This window comes from Bacillus sp. SN32, assembly GCF_002837495.1.
GTDB lineage: Bacteria > Bacillota > Bacilli > Bacillales > Bacillaceae > Bacillus > Bacillus subtilis.
On sequence record NZ_PJCT01000001.1, the window covers coordinates 306,025 to 326,020 of the forward strand.

A 19,996-nucleotide genomic window follows, 5' to 3' on the forward strand; every position below is an offset into this window, starting at 1 on the left:
CACACGAAGAAAAAAGTGTTGAAATAAACTGTGAATTGCGCTAATATAAAACAATCAGAAAATTGAAATCGATATTTCTTATCGTGAGAGGTGGAGGGACTGGCCCTTAGAAACCTCAGCAACCGGCTTGTTTTGCATGTGCAAAGCGCCAAGGTGCTAAATCCAGCAAGCGTTTTTTATGCTTGGAAGATAAGAAGAAGCGTTAAACCCCTTCTTCTTATGAAGAAGGGGTTTTTATTTTGAAAAGGGAAGGTGTCAGCTATATGTCACAGCACGTTGAAACGAAATTAGCCCAAATTGGGAACCGTAGCGATGAAGTCACGGGAACAGTGAGTGCTCCTATTTATTTATCAACAGCATACCGCCACAGAGGGATCGGAGAATCAACCGGATTTGATTATGTCCGCACAAAAAATCCGACACGCCAGCTTGTTGAGGACGCCATCGCTAACTTAGAAAACGGCGCAAGAGGGCTTGCCTTTAGTTCAGGAATGGCTGCTATCCAAACGATTATGGCGCTGTTTAAAAGCGGAGATGAACTGATCGTTTCATCGGACCTATATGGCGGCACGTACCGTTTATTTGAAAATGAATGGAAAAAATACGGATTGACTTTTCATTATGATGATTTCAGCGATGAGGACTGTTTACGCTCTAAGATTACGCCGAATACAAAAGCGGTGTTTGTGGAAACGCCGACAAACCCCCTCATGCAGGAGGCGGACATTGAACATATTGCCCGGATTACAAAGGAGCACGGTCTTCTGCTGATCGTAGATAATACATTTTATACACCGGTCTTGCAGCGGCCGCTTGAGCTGGGAGCTGACATTGTCATTCACAGCGCAACCAAGTATTTAGGCGGGCATAACGATCTGCTTGCTGGACTTGTCGTGGTGAAGGATGAGCGGCTCGGAGAGGAAATGTTTCAGCATCAAAATGCAATCGGCGCCGTCCTGCCGCCATTTGATTCGTGGCTTCTGATGAGAGGAATGAAGACGCTGAGCCTCAGAATGCGTCAGCATCAGGCAAACGCGCAGGAGCTTGCGGCGTTTTTAGAAGAGCAGGAAGAAATTTCGGATGTGCTGTATCCCGGAAAAGGCGGCATGCTGTCCTTCCGTCTGCAAAAAGAAGAATGGGTCAATCCGTTTTTAAAAGCACTGAAGACCATTTGTTTTGCAGAAAGCCTCGGCGGGGTGGAAAGCTTTATTACATACCCTGCGACCCAGACGCACATGGATATTCCTGAAGAGATCCGCATCGCAAACGGGGTGTGCAATCGGTTGCTGCGCTTTTCTGTCGGAATTGAACATGCGGAAGATTTAAAAGAGGATCTAAAACAGGCATTATGTCAGGTCAAAGAGGGAGCTGTTTCATTTGAGTAAACATAATTGGACGCTGGAAACCCAGCTCGTGCACAATCCATTTAAAACAGACGGCGGAACCGGGGCGGTCAGTGTACCGATTCAGCACGCCTCGACTTTTCACCAATCTTCATTTGAAGAGTTCGGGGCATATGATTACAGCCGCTCTGGCACGCCGACAAGAACAGCTCTTGAAGAAACAATTGCCGCACTGGAAGGCGGAACAAGAGGATTTGCTTTCAGTTCAGGCATGGCTGCCATCTCAACAGCATTTTTACTGCTGTCACAGGGTGATCACGTTCTTGTGACAGAAGATGTATACGGCGGAACCTTCCGTATGGTGACAGAGGTGCTGACTCGGTTTGGCATTGAGCATACGTTTGTCGACATGACGGATCGTAATGAAGTGGCGCGGAGCATCAAGCCGAACACAAAGGTCATTTATATGGAGACGCCATCAAATCCGACACTTGGGATTACGGATATTAAAGCAGTTGTTCAGCTTGCAAAAGAAAACGGCTGCCTGACCTTTCTGGACAATACATTCATGACGCCGGCACTGCAGCGTCCGCTTGATCTCGGCGTGGATATTGTACTTCACAGCGCGACAAAATTCTTAAGCGGACACAGCGATGTGCTCTCAGGTTTAGCTGCTGTCAAGGATGAAGAGCTTGGGAAGCAGCTGTATAAGCTGCAAAACGCGTTCGGCGCCGTCCTTGGCGTGCAAGATTGCTGGCTCGTGCTGCGCGGCTTAAAAACGTTGCAGGTCCGTTTAGAAAAAGCGAGCCAAACAGCGCAGCGGCTTGCGGAATTTTTCCAGAAGCACCCGGCGGTCAAGCGCGTGTATTATCCGGGACTGGCTGATCATCCCGGCGCTGAAACCCATAAAAGCCAGTCAACGGGAGCGGGCGCCGTGCTATCTTTTGAGCTTGAAAGCAAAGAGGCCGTTAAGAAGTTAGTCGAGAATGTGTCACTGCCGGTCTTCGCTGTCAGCCTTGGCGCCGTGGAATCGATTTTGTCCTATCCGGCAACGATGTCTCACGCGGCAATGCCTAAGGAAGAGCGTGAAAAACGCGGTATCACTGATGGTCTGCTCCGTCTTAGTGTGGGAGTCGAACATGCAGACGATTTAGAACACGATTTCGAACAAGCGCTGAAAGAAATTGCTCCAGTTGCGGTTCGTTAAAAAAGAAGCCGGGGATGGCCCGGCTTCTTTTAATATTGTTCATCATCAGGATTCAGAATCGCGAGGACTTGATGATCCTCCCAAACGCCGTTAATTTTCACATTTTTTCGGGCGATGCCTTCTTTGTGAAATCCCGCTTTTTCTAATACACGCATGGACCCGAGATTACGGGGCATCACACCGGCTTCAATCCGATGCAGTTTCAATTCGTGGAACGCATAATCAACAACCAATCTGACTGCCTCTGTCATAATGCCCTTTCCATTATGGGCTTTGTCTAAAAAATACCCGATGAACGCAGTTTGCAGTGCGCCACGGATGATTTGAAAGAGCGAAACCGTCCCGATTAATCTATCGTCTGACGCTGTAAAGATGCCAAAATGATATTCTTCATCTTTCTCAAGTCTTTCCTGATACTCGGTTATTCGTTTTCTTTGCCCCTCAACCGTATAGTAATCGTCTGCGCGTATCATAGAAAACTGTTCGAAAAAATCCCGATTTTCGCTTTGCAGCCGTAAATTTTCTTCGGCATCCGTTACTTCTAAAGGTCTAACATAAATGGTTTTTCCTTTTAACATACAGTGATCTCTCCGTTCTCAAGTCAGCATTCCTCTTACATTATTCTCAGGGAAATGCAAATATCCTTTTTATAAGAAGGAAGAAAACCAATTTCCCATAAAAGTGCCAACATAGTTGCCGATTAAGTAGCCGAGCGTACCGACAAGCATGATCGGGGCGACAAGCTCCCTCCATCCCTTGGCAATTGCCATCGCAGCCGCAGTCGTCGGTCCCCCGACAGTAGCGTTGACGGCGAGCAGAATTTCTTCAAGCCGCACACGGAACAATTTTCCGGCAGCTAAGGAAACCGCTAAATTGCTGATCGCAATGATAAACACGAATAATAGAATAAGAGGCGCATTCGTGACGATTAAGCGGAGATCTGCAGGAATGCCGATCACCACAAAAAATAAATAAATCAAAAAGGTTCCAAGTTCCTGAGATCCATTGAGCCTTTCAAAAAAACGCGGGAAAAGAAAAATGATAAGAACAGTTAAAGATGTAAGCACCAGGTACTGATCGCCAAGCGTACCGGTCAGCAGGGGATGAGAAAAAACGCTTTTAAAATAACCGGAAACCTTCACACTAACCGCAACAAGCGCAAAAGCAGCACCGGCATTAAAAGCGATATCCTTTAAGGAAATATCCTTCCGTTTCCAGTAGCTTTCAGCACTGTTTCCGCTGTTTTCATCGGCTTTTACCTTCTCTTCAAACGGCATGGCATAATGCCGCTGAAACCATTTGAGTGCAGGAATGCTGATTAAAATAAAAAACAAAAGCGCCATCATAAAATTATCAGCCACAACGGTAGCCGACACATATTCACCAGGCGTCTCAAATTTTGCCGCCATCGCCGCAAAGTTGACCCCGCCGCCGATATAAGAGGCGCTGATCATCCCGCCGATTTTATCTAAGTAAGGAATATGCTGTTTGAGTAGAAAAAAAGCGAGGATACTGCCAAGCACTGTTCCAACGGAGCTAATCAGAAAAATAAACAGCAAACGCCTGCTTTCCTTAAAAATTTGCCGAACATTGAGCTGAAACAATAAAAGTGGTATCGCCAGCGGCACCACATAAGACCACACAGTATCATACACAGGCGACTCAACAGGAAGCACTCCTACATTTGTAAACACCATAGCACCTGCCAGCGCGATAATAGCACCCGACACAGCGGACGCCCACTTAAAGCGCTGCTCCAGCCCGATGCTCACTGCCGCCCACACCGCAATAAACCCCCACAATACCCATGCATCATCAGAAGAAATCAAAGAATGCAAAACCCCATCACCTCTATTGTTAGAAAATTAAGACATATTATAATAGCCGGGGAACGGAACAGCAAGTCCAAAAAAAGTTTTTCTAAAAAAGCAGTTGACGAATAGAAGGGAAGGTTATATAATAGAACTTGTCAGAAAGACAACAACATACCCAGCAACACATACATATCATGATTCCGTAGCTCAGCTGGGAGAGCGCTACCTTGACAGGGTAGAGGTCGCTGGTTCGAGCCCAGTCGGAATCATAGCTTAAACCCTTGCGTAGCAAGGGTTTTTTACTTTGCTTTAATAAAGCAGGTTCATCAAATTCGCGAGTTGTTGGCGAACTGTTGGCGAACTGTTGGCGAAATTCATTGACCGCAGTCCCAAAAAACTAACTCCAAACTTACTTGATTAGTTCAATAGTAACAAACGGAAGATCGGATTTCTGTTAAATCTTCATTGATAAAAGCCAGTCCAAGACCGTCACTTCAGCCATGCATCTTTTAAATAAAATTTTGTACTGAAAACATCAATTGTATTTTTAAATTCTGCTCTAGAATCAGCCCCTTTATAATAATCTTGATAAATTGCTTGGGGTGATACTGATTCGTGATTTGTGCTATGGTTTGCAAGGCTTGTAGCAAAAGCAGGAGCAACAGAAACGAGTAAAGCAAGGGATAATGCAGAACCAGTTAAAGCTGTTTTCAATTTCATTTTAAGCACTTCCTTTTTTAAAATACACCTTTATTATTAAATGGAATACAAAAATATCCAAGTTGTTTTTTGTTAGTAAGTTGAGTTAGAGGGATTGGATGGCACTTAGAATATTGTTTCTGCTGATGGGATGTTGATTCTGGATATATTTCCAACACGATTACAGGCCGGACATGAAAGCGAACCTTGCTTTGATCGGGGCAATCATTTCATTTACGGCTGCGGTTTACTTTAAAGATATTGATGTATTTAAAGAAGAGGGAAAACAAATGAACGGAATTTCAGAGCGTTGGAACACGTTTAAATTACAAAAATCCCCTGAACCACTCTAGATCAGGGGATTGCTTTCCCAACAGCTTATTAAGTAGCGGAAGGCATGATCAACGGTTTAGTATCAATTTATTAATTGCGAATACTAGAAACATACCGTTTTCCGCCTTCCTTAGAAGTAACATATTCCCGAGGAACGTTAAGTCTATTGGTAGAATGATAACTTACATAAAGTTTCATATTTGCTCGGCTCGTTACGATAGCCGTATGATCCATCCAACCATCAGCATAGCGAAGACCTATTTTATTATGGTAATCATAGTGATATACATCTCCAAGCTTTACATTTGAATATGTATCAGAAACAGTCTTCATTTTTATTCCGCCAGCTTTTAAAATGTATGATCTAAAGGCTCCTGCATTAACCCAAGCATCTGTATAGGGTTTCCATTCTTTAAAGTACGGCATTCTTCCAGCTCTTAATGCTTGGGAAACAAAGTTAGTACAATCTTTGTCTTTATAATATTTATAGTTTTTATTTGGTTTTAAGGCATATTTTTCTGCATATTTCATTGCAGCGTAACCACTATATCCTTTAACAGATGTTGCAGTCACAGTTAGTTGATTAGAGTTAGCAGCATTGAAGTTCATACTTATTGGTTTATTTTCACTTTTCACTTCTTCTTTATCATCATTTTTCACTTCTTGCTTATAATTTTTTAAAAATTCATCTAATTTAACATCCGAAGAATATTCTTCATCATTTTCATATTGTAGAGTTGAAGAAGAATTATTTAATTGTGTTACATTTAGTTGCTTAGAAGAATTACTCAATGGTATTACATTTAGTTGATTAGAAGAATTTTTAACTTGAGATAAACTTAGATTAGAAGTATTTGTTGATTGAGAACTTTGTTTATTAGAAGTTGTTTTGGGAATTTCAAGTTTAATATTATCGCCCAGAGATGTTGTTACTTTTTCAACACCAAAAACAAAGTTTCGAGTAATATAAGCTTCAACAATTAGCTTATTGTTTTTTTCAGAAGTCTTAACATCGTCTATATCGTATGTAAACTCGTGGAATTTTTGTTTGTCCACTTTACTTAACGCAGAATACAGTAAGACTCCTTCGTCGGAATCAGTCAATTTAGACTCTTTAGGATGCGCTAAAGGAGTGTTGTGTTCAAAATCATATTTTTGTTGTTCTAACATATCCTTAACTTTTTCGTAACCAATCTCGTTGGTAATTGAAACATTTTCTTTAGTCTCTTTATTAGTAGTGGCTGCAAAAACTTCATTTGTTGACACTAATGGTGACAACGATAGACATAAAACTAGTGAAGCAAGTAATTCTTTTTTCATACGAAACCTCCAATAAAATCTAAATATAAGTAATATTTATTATTTACACCAATTGAAATATGGCATAAAATACATGTAATAATATAACATAAAGATAAATACATAAAAAGGTATCGGAGGAAAAAATGAAAAATAAAACTAAAATTATACTTTCCCTCTTGGCAGCACTTATTGTTATATTGATAGTACTTCCAGTTCTATCTCCTGTTGTCTTTACAGCTTCTTCGGAAAAAGGAGCAATCAGACACGAAATTTATAAAAGAGGATATCCCTACCAAAGCTACTTTGCAGTTCTCCAGAAAAGAGAAGGAGACAATGAATCTGGGAATCTTTATTATGTAAATTGGCTAGATTGGAAAGATGAAACAGGGCAAACTCCTCACTTATGCTATTCGAAAAAATCATCAGATGGTGAATACGAAGTAAGTTGTGGCACAGGGCCGTAAAAATAAATTTTAAAATTGAATAAGAAGTCCAAGACGGAAAGCCTGCGGACACTGATCGTTTTACAGAGAAATTTGTGCTTCGATCGGTGTCCGTTTTTTTTTTCGCAACTAACCAGATGTCTATCGCGATTACTAGCTATGAAAGGAGTAATTAGACATGAAACAGTCCAAAAAGAAACCATCACAGAAGCAACATGAGCGCTTAGATCGTTTCTGGCAACAAATGATGAACACTAACATGCAAACACTCAGACGTGGCAAAGGCGGCGCTTATAAACGCAGAAAGTAAAAAGGGAGTTTGAGGATGATGAAATACGGATTCGCTTATAAAAACGGAAAGCTTGTGAATATCTTTTGCGGCAAAGAAGAGCTCTATAACGAGTTGAAAGCCTTCTTGGTCAAAACCTTCAGTATCAACGTGAAAGAGGTATCGAGGCCTCAATATATCGCAGAACAAAAAGCAAACAACTGGAATGACACTTACTCTATTTAACTATCATGAGGGAAAGCACTATGACAGATCAAATGATTGCATGGGAGATTGAGGAATGGATTCGTGATTATAAATTCATGCTGCGGGAGATCAAAAGGCTCAACCGTGTATTAAACAAAGTAGACTTTATTAGCGCAAAGCTCACTGCAACATACGGGGATGAAGCAAGCATGCCAAGGGGATCAGCTGGCGTCAGTCAGGCAGAACTACGGCAGATGGACCGAAGAGAGAGACGGCTTCACAAATATGAATCTATTGTGCATTACCTGGACAACGCTATGGAACACATTGAAGAAGAAAAGCAACGTATCATTTATGATTGCATGATGGAAGGCATGAGCTACACTGCTATTGCAAACCACCTTGATTGCTCCCGGGATACCATCAGAAAGATCAAAACAGCCATAATCAGCAACATCGTCAATAAAGTCAAAGAAGCCAACTTTCTGCAATATTTGAACTCGTTTAAATCGGCGGTGTAAAATGGGAGGCAGGATCGGCGCGGCGGATTATTCCTGCGTCACCACCAATTTTATATAATGAGTAAAACCTCCCAGTGGTAAGCGAGGATCAACTCAACTGGGAGGTCTTACATAGTGAATCGGTGATAGAACAGTAGCAGTATTGCGTACATGTTAATATCCCTGACAATATATGGTTTTATTCAACAGTTTCGTTCGACAAAATTTTGCAAATTGTTAATCATAACATTTCATTCCCGATATTAAAAATGGGAGTGAATTGTAAAGTGAATAAAAAGAAAAATAATAAAAAGAAGAATAAGGAAAAGAAGAATATTGAAGAGCAGAATAATGAGGACTTAGAAGAACTGGAAAATGCGATTTATACTTATCACAAAAAGGAGCTACTTGCTTTCTTTTTTGAAAAAACTCGAATTGGTCATGAAAAGAAAGAATACAAAAGGTTCCAATCTCTTCTTTATAAATTGGATATTGAATGTTTAGAATTTGCTATATCGAGATTTTCTCATATAGATATTATCCATGATCATTCAAAATATGTTCCAGCCTTTATCCCTTTATTTGCAGCATATCTCACCATGTTCTTTAATTTTTATGAAAAACATTGGGGAGCTTTAGCTTTTGCTGCTGGTACAATTGCTGCTATTGTTTGGATAATTGCAGTAGAAAGAAAACATAGAAATCAAGCAATTTCTATTATGAAAATATTTGAACAAGTCAAAGAGAGAAAAGTGAAAGACAGATTTAAAGACTGAAAGGAGAAAATATGAATAAGGATAAATTAAGGTATGCAATCTTAAAAGAAATTTTTGAAGGTAATACTCCTTTGTCAGAAAACGATATTGGAGTTACTGAAGATCAATTTGATGATGCTGTGAACTTTTTAAAACGCGAAGGGTATATCATTGGGGTCCATTATTCAGATGATAGACCTCATTTATACAAATTAGGACCTGAACTGACAGAGAAAGGTGAAAACTATTTGAAAGAGAATGGAAAATGGTCTAAGGCTTATAAGACCATTAAAGAGATTAAAGATTGGATTAAATAATAAGAGCATCCTACGGGGTGCTTTTTTTGTTCCCTGTAAACTGCTTCCGGTAAGTCTCAGGATAGACAATTGGCGGTGAACGGCTTGAGCACGGTGGTGGTTTAGAGGGAATATCTTTTCCAAAACAACACGAATCAGAAGGGGGCGGCGGTGAATGTAGATGGCCGAAAAGCACATTCAGGCGTATAAGGATTACGTCAAAGGCATGAAATACAAGGACCTTGCCGAAAAATACGGGGTGTCAGTGAACACCATTAAATCGTGGAAGCAGCGGCATGGTTGGGAAAGGAAAAAGGGTGCACCCTCTGAAAAAAGTGTGCACACAAAAAAAGGCGGGCAACCTGGCAACAAAAATGCAGTCGGGAACAACGGCGGCGCCCCACAGAGGAATCAAAATGCTGTAACTCACGGCTTTTTCTCTAAATTCCTGCCAGAAGAGACGCTTGAAATCATGGAAAAGATTCAAGAGCGTTCGCCTGCCGATATGATATGGGATCAAATTCAGATTCAATATGCAGCTATTATCCGGGCGCAAAAGATCATGTTCGTTTCTGATAAGGAAGAAATAATCAAAGAGCTGAAAAAGAAAAGGTCCCTTATATCTGAGGTCAGCGAAATTGAAGATGGGCTTGTCATTAGTTTTAGTACGTGGTTTCGCTACAGACTTTACAGTGAAACAAACACCTAACACATTTCACATTGCTTCAGATTGCCTTCAAACTTGATAATATAACTTTTAAACCTTCCTATAAAATGGAGGTTTTTTATTTGTTATCAATTTTTAAATCCTTTACAGGCAGCGATTGATTAACTCGAGCAATCAATGTCGCAGTTATATTTATTTTTCAAGAAAATGTTATAATGAAAAGCCATAAAATGATAGGAGGGGGAATTTCGATGCATTACATAACGGCATGTTTAAAAATCATCAGTGATAAAGACCTTAATGAGATAATGAAGGAATTCAAAAAACTTGAGGAAGAAACGAACAAAGAAGAGGGGTGTATTACATTCCATGCTTATCCGCTTGAGCCATCAGAACGTAAAATAATGCTTTGGGAGATTTGGGAAAACGAAGAAGCTGTGAAAACCCATTTCACGAAAAAACACACAATAGACGTTCAAAAACAAGAATTAACGGAAGTAGAATGGTTAATGAAAAGCAATGTGAATGATTGAAAGGCTCTTTAAAAAAAAGACATTCAATGACTTAGAGTCAGCCACTTGTGATTAAGTAGTAAATTGTTGTCCAACTCTTATTTTTTTCTATTTAATATTTTTTGAGACGAAAATGTTTTTTTGAGCTGATTTTAAAATGTATTCAAAGTCAGCTCTCTTTGATTTAAAGGATTATATTCTTTGGATAACTTGTTACCATCATAATGGAGATACTCCGTATAAATTGGAGGTTAAAATAATGAGTCATTCTCAAGAAAAAATTGCACTAATTACAGGAGCAAGCAGTCAAGGGGATATTGGTACGGCTATTTGTCGTAAATTAGCCTCACAGGGTATACATATCTTCTTTACTCACTGGAATTCTGATGCGGCCTGGATAGAAGAATTTCAACAAGAAATTTTACATATGGGTGTCCGCTGTGAGGCAATGAAAATTGATTTATCAGATACACATGCTGCATTCACAATACATGAAAAAATTTCAGATGAATTAGGATATCCTTCCATCCTTATTAATAATGCAGCTCATTCCGCAAGTGATAATTATGTATCGTTAGATGCTAAATCACTTGATGAGCATTATGCGGTTAATATGAGATCGAATTTTCTTCTTTGTGTTGAATTCGCCCGTCGGTTTAAAAAATCTAATTTAATATCAGGAAGAATCATCAATATGACATCAGGGCAGGATTTAGGTCCTTTGGCTGGGGAGTTAGCGTATGCAGCTACTAAAGGAGCTATTTCTACCTTTACTAGGTCGTTATCACAAGAACTTGCACCATTGGGCATCACTGTTAACGCTGTAAACCCAGGTCCAACAGATTCTACATGGATGACAGATGAAATAAGAAATTTTCTTTCACCTAAATTTCCAATGGGGCGTATTGGCACACCAGATGATGCAGCACGAATGATTGCTTTTCTTGCAAGTGATGAGGCTGAATGGATAACTGGACAAATTATTCATTCAGAAGGTGGATTTATTCGGGGCTAAGCTAATGAAACACAATATACAACAATGTATGATGTATTCCCAAAACTAAATCTAAACTTGAAGCGCAATTGAAATAAAATAAGGTCCCTTCTCTTTTTAGAGGGGGACCTTATTTTATTCATGCATGTTTTGCATCCAGAAAATCTGGCGGATAAGAGATTAATAAACCGTTACATATACTTTTCCGAATACTGCAGTACCTTTAAACAAAGTAATCGTGGCTTTTCCTTTTGATTTAGCCGTCACTAAACCATTTTGATCGACTTCAGCAACTTTTTGGTTATCAGTCCAATAACGAGTAGCTGAATTATTTTTAACAGAATAGGTTTCTCCAACTTTTAGAGGTAAATTATAGTCTTGAATCTTGATAACATGTGTAGGTGAAATAGAAATGTTCTTTACTTCAGTAGGTGTGGAGTTTATTTCATGAGCTGAAGCTACCCCGCTGACCGACAGAGCTAACGCAGAAATCGATAAAGCAGAAACAACAGTTTTTTTGAAATTCATTTTGAAACACTCCTTTAAAGTTTTTTGTCTTGCACTATAACAATTCAATAAAAGTAATTATTTTCCTTGTAAATAAATGTTAATAATGTGTGAACGATCAATTGATTTGAGCTAAGACTATTGTGTGCATTGTGTGCCCTGCACAGAGTTTGTATTTATCATTGAAAATTGCTGAGAGAGAATGGCCATCCTTAAAATGTTAATAGCACACATTTGATGGTTATTAGTTTGTTGAGCGTGTGGGAATTTTGTTACCTGCACTTTATCCCCGAAGATACCAAATCACTTTTCTTCATCATGTTCTTACTTTCGTACTCATACATTAGAAAATCTTCGTTCTAAATAGGTGAAGAATTGGAGTATTTTTATGAATTTCTGCTGAATAACGATAAAAAATACATTACATAGCAAACTCAAAGAATATAAAAATCGCTTTTTTCCGGAAGCTTCGGTAAAAAACAAAACTTTTGTCTCTATGATTTTATTTTATAATGTAAACGGTTTCTTATATAGTATACTTATACTATCAATTTGCTCAAGTAGACACTGACAGGAAGGATAGAAAAACAGATGGAATACATAAATACAAGACAAAAAGAGATTTTGTATCTGTTGTTATCTGAACCTGATGACTATTTAGTTGTGCAAGATTTCGCAGATAGGGTACAGTGTTCTGAAAAAACAATCCGGAATGATTTGAAAGTGATCGAGGATTATCTCAATGAGCATTCTCATGCACAGCTTATTCGAAAACCAGGGTTGGGCGTTTATTTACATATAGAAGAACAGGAAAGGACCTGGCTAAGCCAACAATTACATACTGAACATTTTTCTTCTAGGCAGCGGAGCGATGAAGAAAGAATGCTGCACATTGCTTATGACTTATTAATGAATCCGAAGCCTGTTTCCGCAAAAGACATTGCCGCTCGGCATTTTATCAATCGATCTTCCATTAAAAAGGATTTATACGCAGTAGAAGAGTGGCTGAAGCGTTTTGATCTCACACTGGTTTCTAGGCAGCGGCTTGGATTAAAGGTTGAAGGGAACGAAAGAAATAAAAGAAAGGCATTGGCAAGAATATCTGATTTGATCCACAATACAGCGTTTACCAGCCAATTTATTAAAAGTAAGTTTTTACATTATGAAGTAGACTTTGTGACGAAAGAAATCAAATCATTGCAAAAAAAGCATTCCCTCTATTTCACAGACGAAACGTTTGAAAGTTTGCTGCTGCATACATTGTTAATGGTCCGCCGCATCAAAATGAAGCAGCCGATTTCATTGTCCCCAAAAGAAATGGCGGCAGTAAAAAAGAAGAAAGAATATCAATGGACATTTGCTTGTTTACAACGGCTCGAACCGGTTTTTGCAATCCGCTTTCCTGAAGAAGAAGCCGTGTACTTAACATTACATATATTGGGCGGTAAAGTTCGTTATCCATTGCAAACAGAAGAGAACTTTGAAAATGCTGTGCTTCCTAAGGTTGTAGGGCATTTAATCAATCGTGTTTCAGAGCTGAAAATGATGGATTTTCATAAGGATCAGGATTTGATCAATGGTTTGAACATTCATCTCAATACTGTGTTACAACGGCTGAGCTACGATCTTTCTGTAGCAAATCCTATGCTCAATGACATCAAAAAGATGTACCCTTATTTGTTCCACCTCATCATTGATGTTTTGGAAGATATCAATCAAACTTTTGATCTTCATATTCCTGAGGAAGAGGCAGCATATTTGACATTGCATTTTCAGGCAGCGATCGAACGGATGCAGTGCAGCAGCGAGACACATAAAAAGGCGATTATCGTCTGCCACATGGGGATTGGGATGTCACAATTGCTGCGGACAAAAATTGAACGGAAATGTCATCAAATCGCTGTAATGGCCTGTATTGCAAAGGCCGATTTAAAGGATTATATCAAAAAGCATGAGGATATTGATCTTGTCATATCCACCATTGCGCTGGAGAATATAACGGTTCCCCATATTGTTGTGTCTCCGCTTTTAGAGCCTGGCGAAGAGAAGAAATTAAGTGCGTTTATACGTCAGCTGGGCGAATCACACCGCCAAAAACAAAAAACGTTTCAAATGCTGAACAATACGACTCCTTTTTTGGTTTTTTTGCAGCAGGAGGCGGAGCATCGCTACGAGTTAATCGAACAGCTGGCGATAGCTTTGTTTGAGAAAGGCTATGTTGATAAGGACTATGCGGTTCATGCGGTGATGAGGGAAAAAATGTCGGCGACAAATATTGGGTCAGGCATTGCCATTCCTCATGCAAACGCTAAATTTATTAAACAATCAGCAATCGCGATTGCCACATTAAAGGAGCCGCTTGAATGGGGAAATGAAAAAGTTTCGCTCGTTTTTATGCTGGCTGTCAAACACGAGGATCAAACCATGACAAAGCAGCTGTTTAGCGAGCTTTCATATCTTAGCGAGCAGCCGGTCTTCGTCCAGAAGCTGACGAAAGAAGCCAATGTCATGACATTTTTATCTCATTTGGATTATTAAAAGCAGGGATTATTCCTTGCTTTTTTTGTTATAGGGAAAAATGCCTTTATTACCGGAACCTATGGTAAAAAAAGCGATTTTAATGAGCTGATTTCGGTATACAGTTGAGACAAGATCTTATTATTCACACTTTAAGGAGGTTTCCTATGAAACTGTTAGCGATTACATCTTGTCCGAATGGAATCGCCCATACGTATATGGCAGCGGAAAATCTGCAAAAAGCTGCTGACAGACTGGGCGTTAGCATCAAAGTTGAGACCCAGGGGGGAATTGGTGTCGAAAATAAGCTAACCGAAGAGGAAATTCGCGAAGCGGACGCAATCATTATTGCTGCAGACCGCTCGGTAAACAAAGACCGGTTTATAGGCAAAAAACTGCTGTCTGTGGGGGTACAGGACGGCATCCGCAAACCGGAAGAATTGATTCAAAAAGCTCTTAACGGGGATATACCGGTCTATCGTTCCGCTTTAAAATCGGAATCCGTCAATCATCAGGAGAAGAAACAAAATCCAATTTACCGTCATTTAATGAACGGCGTTTCATTTATGGTTCCTTTCATTGTTGTCGGCGGATTATTGATAGCGGTTGCATTAACGCTTGGAGGGGAGAAAACACCTAAAGGCTTAGTTATTCCGGATGATTCCTTCTGGAAAACGATTGAACAGATCGGCAGTGCTTCATTTTCATTTATGATTCCGATTTTAGCCGGCTATATCGCCTATAGCATCGCTGATAAACCGGGGCTTGTGCCAGGGATGATCGGCGGTTATATTGCGGCGACTGGAAGTTTTTATGATAGCGCAAGCGGTGCCGGATTCCTCGGGGGGATTATTGCCGGGTTTTTGGCCGGATATGCTGCACTTTGGATAAAGAAATTAAAAGTTCCAAAAGCCATCCAGCCGATTATGCCAATTATTATTATTCCGGTGTTTGCATCACTGATTGTAGGTTTAGCGTTTGTGTTTTTGATCGGTGCGCCTGTAGCTCAAATTTTCGCCTCTTTAACAGTTTGGCTGGCGGGGATGAAAGGGTCGAGCTCGATCCTTCTGGCATTGATTTTAGGGGCGATGATCTCATTTGATATGGGCGGTCCCGTAAATAAGGTGGCGTTTCTGTTTGGATCGGCAATGATTGGAGAAGGAAATTATGAAATTATGGGACCAATTGCTGTCGCCATTTGTATTCCCCCGATTGGCCTTGGCATTGCGACGTTTTTAGGAAAAAGAAAATTCGAGGCATCTCAAAGAGAAATGGGGAAAGCGGCATTTACGATGGGACTCTTCGGCATTACTGAAGGAGCGATTCCATTTGCGGCGCAGGACCCTCTGCGCGTCATTCCAAGTATTATGGCAGGCTCAATGACAGGTTCTGTGATAGCGATGATTGGCAATGTGGGAGACAGAGTGGCGCACGGCGGACCTATCGTTGCAGTGCTTGGCGCAGTTGATCATGTCTTGATGTTTTTTATTGCTGTGATTGCAGGATCTCTTGTCACTGCTCTGTTCGTCAATGTACTAAAAAAGGATATTACGGCGCCTCCTGTGCTCAGTGAAACTGCACCGCCCTCCGCGCCAAGTGAAGCTGCGGCAGCAAATGAAATAAAGCAGCCAATTCAAAGCCAAAAAGCTGAGATGTCGGAATTTAAAAAACTGACAGACATTATCAGCCCGGAATTAATTGAACCAAATTTATCGGGGGAAACGAGGGATGACATCATAGATGAATTGATTCAGAAATTGTCCCGAAGAGGTGCGCTGCTTTCAGAGAGCGGGTTTAAACAAGCCATTTTGAATCGTGAACAACAGGGAACAACGGCGATTGGCATGAATATCGCGATTCCGCACGGAAAGTCTGAGGCGGTCAGGGAGCCGAGTGTTGCCTTTGGGATCAAACGATCAGGCGTTGATTGGAATAGCCTGGATGGATCAGAAGCTAAATTAATCTTTATGATTGCTGTACCGAAAGAGAGCGGGGGGAACCAGCATCTCAAAATACTGCAGATGCTATCTCGAAAGCTTATGGATGACAATTATAGGGAGCGGCTGCTCTCCGTGCAAACAACAGAAGAAGCCTACAAGCTGCTAGAAGAAATCGAATAAAGCGGGGGATTTTCATGACGACTGAACCGTTATTTTTCAAGCCTGTTTTCAAAGAAAGAATTTGGGGCGGGACAGCTTTAGCTGATTTTGGCTATACCATTCCGTCACAACGAACAGGAGAGTGCTGGGCTTTTGCCGCGCATCAAAATGGTCAAAGCGTTGTTCAAAACGGAATGTATAAGGGGTTCACGCTCAGCGAATTATGGGAACATCACAGACATTTATTCGGACAGCTTGAAGGGGACCGTTTCCCTCTGCTTACAAAAATATTAGATGCTGACCAGGACTTATCTGTTCAGGTGCATCCGAATGATGAATATGCCAACATACATGAAAACGGCGAGCTTGGAAAAACAGAATGCTGGTACATTATTGATTGCCAAAAAGATGCCGAGATTATTTATGGCCACAATGCAACAACAAAGGAAGAACTAACTACCATGATAGAGCGTGGAGAATGGGATGAGCTCTTGCGCCGTGTAAAGGTAAAGCCGGGGGATTTTTTCTATGTGCCAAGCGGTACTGTTCATGCGATTGGAAAAGGAATTCTTGCTTTAGAGACGCAGCAGAACTCAGACACAACCTACAGATTATATGATTATGATCGAAAAGATGCAGAAGGCAAGCTGCGCGAGCTTCATCTGAAAAAGAGCATCGAAGTGATAGAAGTCCCGTCTATTCCAGAGCGGCATACAGTTCACCATGAACAAATCGAGGATTTGCTTACAACGACATTAGTTGAATGCGCTTACTTTTCGGTGGGGAAATGGAACTTATCAGGATCAGCAAGCTTAAAGCAGCAAAAACCATTCCTTCTTATCAGTGTGATTGAAGGGGAGGGCCGTATGATCTCTGGTGAGTATGTCTATCCTTTCAAAAAAGGAGATCATATGTTGCTGCCTCACGATCTTGGAGAATTTAAACTCGAAGGATATGCAGAATGTATCGTCTCCCATCTGTAACATGGCAGGGCTTGAGAAATAAATTTGCGAGTGAAGACTCCTATTCTCCAGCAATGATCTAACTAAAATAAGAGTTTAATAGTTGGAGAAGAAATGTTACACTCTTTTCTGTATATGGTAAAGAATGAAAAAACACGATTCGGTTGGTAGTCCGGATGCATGATTGATCATGTCAGTAACCTTCCCCTCCTCGGGATGTCCATCATTCTTTAATATCTTTTATGAGGAGGGAATCGTTATGAAATTAACGGTTTACTATGATGGTCAGTTTTGGGTAGGCGTTGTTGAAGTTGTGAACAATGGAAAGCTAAGAGCCTTTCGTCATCTTTTTGGCACAGAGCCGAGGGATTCTGAAGTATTAGAGTTTGTTCATAACCAACTTTTGAATATGATGGTCCAAGCTGAGCAGGAAGGAGTTCGTTTACAAGGCAGACGTCAAAAAAAGATCAATCCAAAAAGATTGCAGCGCCAGGTTTCAAAAGAGTTGAAAAACGCCGGAGTAGCTTCTAAAGCTCAAGAGGCGATAAAGCTAGAGCTTGAAGCAAGAAAGCAAGAGAAAAAACAAATTATGAAAGAACAACGAGAACATGTAAAAGAGCAAAGGTATATGCTCAAAAAGCAAAAAGCGAAAAAGAAGCACAGAGGTAAATAATCCAAACAAAAGCAGGCGCAGTGCCTGCTTTTGTAATTAAGGACTCTACTTTGTAACATATATCCAATGCATATAATCCGCTGATTTATGATCCAATATAAACCCTAACTTCTCCAAGGTTTTTTGTGAGCCTAGATTATCATGTTCGCATCTTGCGGTGATCCGGTTTACTGTTTCTTGGCTTAATGCCCAGTTTATTAGTTTTTGGGCGGCTTCCACACAATAACCTTTGCGGCGATGACTTTTATTTGTTGCAAAACCGATTTCAATCATGCCATTTTCGTCTGGGTCACCTAAAAATCCAGTTCCCCCAACAATTTCATGACTGTCCTTCTTTACAATAATCCATGAATCAAATCCTTTTGTTCCATTGTTTTTGACTAAAATCTCGCGGAAATAAGGTATCGCTTCAAAAAAATCAGAATTTGGCCATTCACCATTTGTTTCATAACCTAAGTCTTTGATAGCCTGATGATCTTGTTTAGACGCGGCGTCAAGAAGGGGAATATCAATCGTTTTTAAACGTAATCGATTCGTTTCAAGGAGAACCATATATCTAATCCTCTTTTCTTTTTACTGGGAACAATGATAACATATAACAATTTTCTCTGATACCTTGGCAGTAGAGAAAGATGAAAAAATTGAGGGGAATTGAAAGAGTGACAGGTGAGAGTTTGCCCAGACCAAAAACGGGTAGGAAAATGCCGATGTTAATGTGTACCTACCCGTTTTTCTGTTCCTGAATGCAGGGTTTCTGATAACATGGTTGTGCTACCTTTTCGCAATCAAATAAAGCGATATGGCTCTTTGGGTTTGCACAGGATTATGAATGATAATGACCCATTGGTTTCTTCGTCTTGGAAAGCTTGCTACCGCATACAATGGAGCAGTATCGCGCGGAGTGAACCCACCATTTATCACGTTGATATCTCTTCCTTCTAGATGACAAACTAAGTATTCACCTGGATTGATGACCTGTTGGTTCGTCCATGCGTAAGAATAAAAGCCGTCTCCAAGATCTTCGGTGGAAGATGGGGGGACAAAGCCATCTACATTCAATGTGATTTCTCTTCTTCGTTGTCTTTCTGAAAAGTCTGGACTTCTTTGAGGGTTATGAGTATGTGAAAAGTAAGGAATTAACGCAGGGCCATAAAAGTAATGATACAAAGCAACCACTCCTTTATTTTCCATTCATACAAATTGTATGTGGGAGTTATTTGTTCATTCCTGTTTTGTTCCATGTAGACTAATAATGGGCTATAGGTGTCCAAGGTAATCAATTTGTCCTTTCGTTGTTCAATGCTAGTAACCTTGAAAATGCAGGTTAGGATGATAGCATTTACATATTACTGCAAGAAGTTAGACATACATCATTTTGATAGTGGGTGAAAACGATGGCGAAAAAAATGGCAAAAACAAATGCGGTTCGTCTGATAGAACAGCAGAACATCTCTTATGAGGTATTAGGGTATAAAACAGACGGCCAGCCTGTAGATGGCATCTCTGTTTCGGAAAAAATCGGTTATCCTGTGAAATATGTATATAAAACGTTGGTTGCAGCAGCAGGAACAAATCATTATTATGTCTTTGTTGTACCCGTTGCAGAAGAGTTAGATGTAAAAAAGGCAGCAAAGGTGACAGGGGAAAAGAAAATAGAAATGATTGCAATGAAGGAGCTATTAGCGGTAACTGGCTATCTTCGCGGCGGCTGCTCGCCAATTGGCATGAAAAAATTGTTCCCGACCTATATTGATGCATCTGCAGAAACGCTTGATTTTATCATTGTCAGTGCAGGGAAAATCGGTATGCAGCTAAAGTTGGCGCCACAAGATTTAGCCAAATCATGTGATGCCGCATTTGCAAAAATTGTATAGATGCAGATATAGGGGAAACGAAAA

Annotated in this window: 22 protein-coding genes, 1 tRNA gene, 2 pseudogenes and 1 riboswitch; of the genes and pseudogenes, 18 read left to right on the forward strand and 7 right to left on the reverse strand. The window is 40.3% G+C overall.

Annotation, left to right across the window (positions count from 1 at the left end):
- The first annotated feature begins 75 nt into the window (after positions 1 to 75).
- Positions 76 to 196: riboswitch (SAM riboswitch) on the forward strand.
- A gap of 67 nt (positions 197 to 263) precedes the next feature.
- The gene (gene metI, locus CW370_RS01695) at positions 264 to 1,385 is read left to right on the forward strand and encodes a cystathionine gamma-synthase/O-acetylhomoserine thiolyase (RefSeq protein ID WP_003232857.1); all 1,122 of its coding nucleotides are present in this window, start codon (positions 264 to 266) and stop codon (positions 1,383 to 1,385) included.
- Positions 1,378 to 2,550: a cystathionine beta-lyase gene (gene metC / locus CW370_RS01700; protein ID WP_021479530.1), complete on the forward strand. Its 1,173-nt coding sequence runs from the start codon at positions 1,378 to 1,380 to the stop codon at positions 2,548 to 2,550. The genes metI and metC overlap by 8 nt, the downstream gene beginning before the upstream one ends.
- Before the next feature lie 29 nt (positions 2,551 to 2,579).
- Here metC and CW370_RS01705 read toward each other — a convergent pair whose 3' ends face one another.
- Positions 2,580 to 3,128: a GNAT family N-acetyltransferase gene (locus CW370_RS01705; protein WP_015383377.1), complete on the reverse strand. Its 549-nt coding sequence runs from the start codon at positions 3,126 to 3,128 to the stop codon at positions 2,580 to 2,582.
- A gap of 69 nt (positions 3,129 to 3,197) precedes the next feature.
- A complete protein-coding gene (locus tag CW370_RS01710) occupies positions 3,198 to 4,388 on the reverse strand; it encodes a DUF819 family protein (RefSeq protein WP_029946612.1) in 1,191 nt (396 codons plus the stop codon).
- Positions 4,389 to 4,560: 172 nt separating this feature from the next.
- Here CW370_RS01710 and CW370_RS01715 point away from each other — a divergent pair.
- A tRNA-Val gene (locus CW370_RS01715) sits at positions 4,561 to 4,633 on the forward strand.
- 220 nt (positions 4,634 to 4,853) lie between these two features.
- Here CW370_RS01715 and CW370_RS01720 read toward each other — a convergent pair.
- A complete protein-coding gene (locus CW370_RS01720; RefSeq protein ID WP_032680293.1) occupies positions 4,854 to 5,084 on the reverse strand; it encodes a hypothetical protein in 231 nt (76 codons plus the stop codon).
- Between the two features lie 173 nt (positions 5,085 to 5,257).
- On the opposite strand from CW370_RS01720, the gene CW370_RS21395 reads away from it, so the two are divergent.
- A complete protein-coding gene (locus tag CW370_RS21395) occupies positions 5,258 to 5,416 on the forward strand; it encodes a hypothetical protein (protein ID WP_032680291.1) in 159 nt (52 codons plus the stop codon).
- Positions 5,417 to 5,486: 70 nt separating this feature from the next.
- On the opposite strand, the gene CW370_RS01725 is transcribed toward CW370_RS21395, so the two are convergent.
- The gene (locus CW370_RS01725; RefSeq protein WP_024572466.1) at positions 5,487 to 6,716 is read right to left on the reverse strand and encodes an amidase domain-containing protein; all 1,230 of its coding nucleotides are present in this window, start codon (positions 6,714 to 6,716) and stop codon (positions 5,487 to 5,489) included.
- Positions 6,717 to 6,841: 125 nt separating this feature from the next.
- Here CW370_RS01725 and CW370_RS01730 point away from each other — a divergent pair, with 125 nt between their 5' ends.
- The 9 genes and pseudogenes from CW370_RS01730 (at position 6,842) to CW370_RS01770 (ending at position 11,361) form a co-directional block, all read left to right on the forward strand.
- Positions 6,842 to 7,162 (forward strand): hypothetical protein, encoded by a 321-nt coding sequence (locus tag CW370_RS01730; protein ID WP_024572465.1) that lies wholly within the window; start codon positions 6,842 to 6,844, stop codon positions 7,160 to 7,162.
- A 157-nt stretch (positions 7,163 to 7,319) separates the two neighbouring features.
- Positions 7,320 to 7,451, forward strand: coding sequence for a hypothetical protein (locus tag CW370_RS01735; RefSeq protein WP_009967026.1), 132 nt, complete (start codon positions 7,320 to 7,322; stop codon positions 7,449 to 7,451).
- Positions 7,452 to 7,466: 15 nt separating this feature from the next.
- Positions 7,467 to 7,639, forward strand: a pseudogene (locus CW370_RS01740) (hypothetical protein).
- Positions 7,640 to 7,675: 36 nt separating this feature from the next.
- Positions 7,676 to 8,137 (forward strand): sigma-70 family RNA polymerase sigma factor, encoded by a 462-nt coding sequence (locus tag CW370_RS01745; RefSeq protein ID WP_024572463.1) that lies wholly within the window; start codon positions 7,676 to 7,678, stop codon positions 8,135 to 8,137.
- Between the two features lie 248 nt (positions 8,138 to 8,385).
- The gene (locus CW370_RS01750) at positions 8,386 to 8,892 is read left to right on the forward strand and encodes a hypothetical protein (RefSeq protein ID WP_101169577.1); all 507 of its coding nucleotides are present in this window, start codon (positions 8,386 to 8,388) and stop codon (positions 8,890 to 8,892) included.
- A gap of 11 nt (positions 8,893 to 8,903) precedes the next feature.
- The gene (locus CW370_RS01755) at positions 8,904 to 9,188 is read left to right on the forward strand and encodes a YjcQ family protein (protein ID WP_024572461.1); all 285 of its coding nucleotides are present in this window, start codon (positions 8,904 to 8,906) and stop codon (positions 9,186 to 9,188) included.
- A 160-nt stretch (positions 9,189 to 9,348) separates the two neighbouring features.
- A pseudogene (gene terS, locus CW370_RS01760) lies at positions 9,349 to 9,858 on the forward strand (phage terminase small subunit); the annotation flags it as partial.
- 191 nt (positions 9,859 to 10,049) lie between these two features.
- Positions 10,050 to 10,367 carry a putative quinol monooxygenase gene (locus CW370_RS01765; RefSeq protein ID WP_015252322.1) on the forward strand — a complete coding sequence of 106 codons (318 nt, stop codon included), beginning with the start codon at positions 10,050 to 10,052 and terminating at the stop codon, positions 10,365 to 10,367.
- Positions 10,368 to 10,605: 238 nt separating this feature from the next.
- Positions 10,606 to 11,361 (forward strand): SDR family oxidoreductase, encoded by a 756-nt coding sequence (locus CW370_RS01770; protein WP_024572459.1) that lies wholly within the window; start codon positions 10,606 to 10,608, stop codon positions 11,359 to 11,361.
- Between the two features lie 159 nt (positions 11,362 to 11,520).
- Here the strand turns inward: CW370_RS01770 and CW370_RS01775 are convergent, their stop codons facing one another.
- The gene (locus CW370_RS01775) at positions 11,521 to 11,868 is read right to left on the reverse strand and encodes an Ig-like domain-containing protein (protein WP_003232839.1); all 348 of its coding nucleotides are present in this window, start codon (positions 11,866 to 11,868) and stop codon (positions 11,521 to 11,523) included.
- 570 nt (positions 11,869 to 12,438) lie between these two features.
- Between CW370_RS01775 and manR the strand changes: the two genes are divergently transcribed.
- From manR to CW370_RS01795, 4 genes are all read left to right on the forward strand, one after another.
- Positions 12,439 to 14,385 (forward strand): mannose transport/utilization transcriptional regulator ManR, encoded by a 1,947-nt coding sequence (manR, locus tag CW370_RS01780; protein WP_024572458.1) that lies wholly within the window; start codon positions 12,439 to 12,441, stop codon positions 14,383 to 14,385.
- 146 nt (positions 14,386 to 14,531) lie between these two features.
- Entirely contained in the window at positions 14,532 to 16,484 is a 1,953-nt protein-coding gene (gene manP, locus CW370_RS01785) for a PTS mannose transporter subunit IIABC (RefSeq protein WP_024572457.1), read from the forward strand.
- 14 nt (positions 16,485 to 16,498) lie between these two features.
- Complete coding sequence (gene manA, locus CW370_RS01790; RefSeq protein ID WP_024572456.1) at positions 16,499 to 17,446, forward strand: mannose-6-phosphate isomerase, class I; 948 nt, start codon at positions 16,499 to 16,501, stop codon at positions 17,444 to 17,446.
- 169 nt (positions 17,447 to 17,615) lie between these two features.
- Positions 17,616 to 18,098, forward strand: a complete 483-nt coding sequence (locus CW370_RS01795) for a YjdF family protein (RefSeq protein ID WP_080262625.1) — start codon at positions 17,616 to 17,618, stop codon at positions 18,096 to 18,098.
- A 45-nt stretch (positions 18,099 to 18,143) separates the two neighbouring features.
- Here CW370_RS01795 and CW370_RS01800 read toward each other — a convergent pair whose 3' ends face one another.
- Both CW370_RS01800 and CW370_RS01805 read right to left on the reverse strand, forming a co-directional pair.
- The gene (locus CW370_RS01800; RefSeq protein ID WP_101169461.1) at positions 18,144 to 18,650 is read right to left on the reverse strand and encodes a GNAT family N-acetyltransferase; all 507 of its coding nucleotides are present in this window, start codon (positions 18,648 to 18,650) and stop codon (positions 18,144 to 18,146) included.
- A gap of 219 nt (positions 18,651 to 18,869) precedes the next feature.
- The gene (locus tag CW370_RS01805) at positions 18,870 to 19,265 is read right to left on the reverse strand and encodes a hypothetical protein (RefSeq protein WP_024572453.1); all 396 of its coding nucleotides are present in this window, start codon (positions 19,263 to 19,265) and stop codon (positions 18,870 to 18,872) included.
- 227 nt (positions 19,266 to 19,492) lie between these two features.
- On the opposite strand from CW370_RS01805, the gene ybaK reads away from it, so the two are divergent.
- Positions 19,493 to 19,972: a Cys-tRNA(Pro) deacylase gene (gene ybaK, locus CW370_RS01810; protein ID WP_024572452.1), complete on the forward strand. Its 480-nt coding sequence runs from the start codon at positions 19,493 to 19,495 to the stop codon at positions 19,970 to 19,972.
- Positions 19,973 to 19,996 lie beyond the last annotated feature (24 nt).